This is a genomic window from Mesorhizobium sp. M8A.F.Ca.ET.207.01.1.1 (genome assembly GCF_004794715.1).
GTDB lineage: Bacteria > Pseudomonadota > Alphaproteobacteria > Rhizobiales > Rhizobiaceae > Mesorhizobium.
Genome location: NZ_SRUS01000530.1, coordinates 1 through 290, shown reverse-complemented (window position 1 = coordinate 290; position 290 = coordinate 1). Strand labels below are relative to the sequence as shown.

Sequence of the window (290 nt, the reverse complement as noted above, 5' to 3'; positions counted from 1 at the left end):
GTTGTCCAGTTCGAAGTACGGCTTGATCTGCGACTCGTCCAGATCGTACTTGGCCTTGCGCACCTGCTCGGCATAGAAGTCCCAGTCCGATGCGGCGACCTGGAATCCGCCCTTCTGTGCGTCGATGACTTTCTGGATCTCACCGGCTTCGGCGCGCGCCTTGGCGGTGGCGGCCGGCACGGTGTCGGTCAGCAGCTTGAGCGCGGCAGCCGGGGTCTTGGCCATCTGGTCGCCCAGCTGGTAGTCGGCGAAGGTGTCGAAGCCGAGCAGCTTGGCCTTCTGCGCACGCA

1 protein-coding gene is annotated in these 290 nt (G+C 64.5%); it reads right to left on the bottom strand.

All coding sequences use genetic code 11. The features are described 5' to 3' along the window. Nucleotides 1–290, bottom strand: a 290-nt coding sequence (locus EN850_RS35695) for a M3 family metallopeptidase (RefSeq protein WP_246689341.1), incomplete at both ends; no start/stop codon positions are given.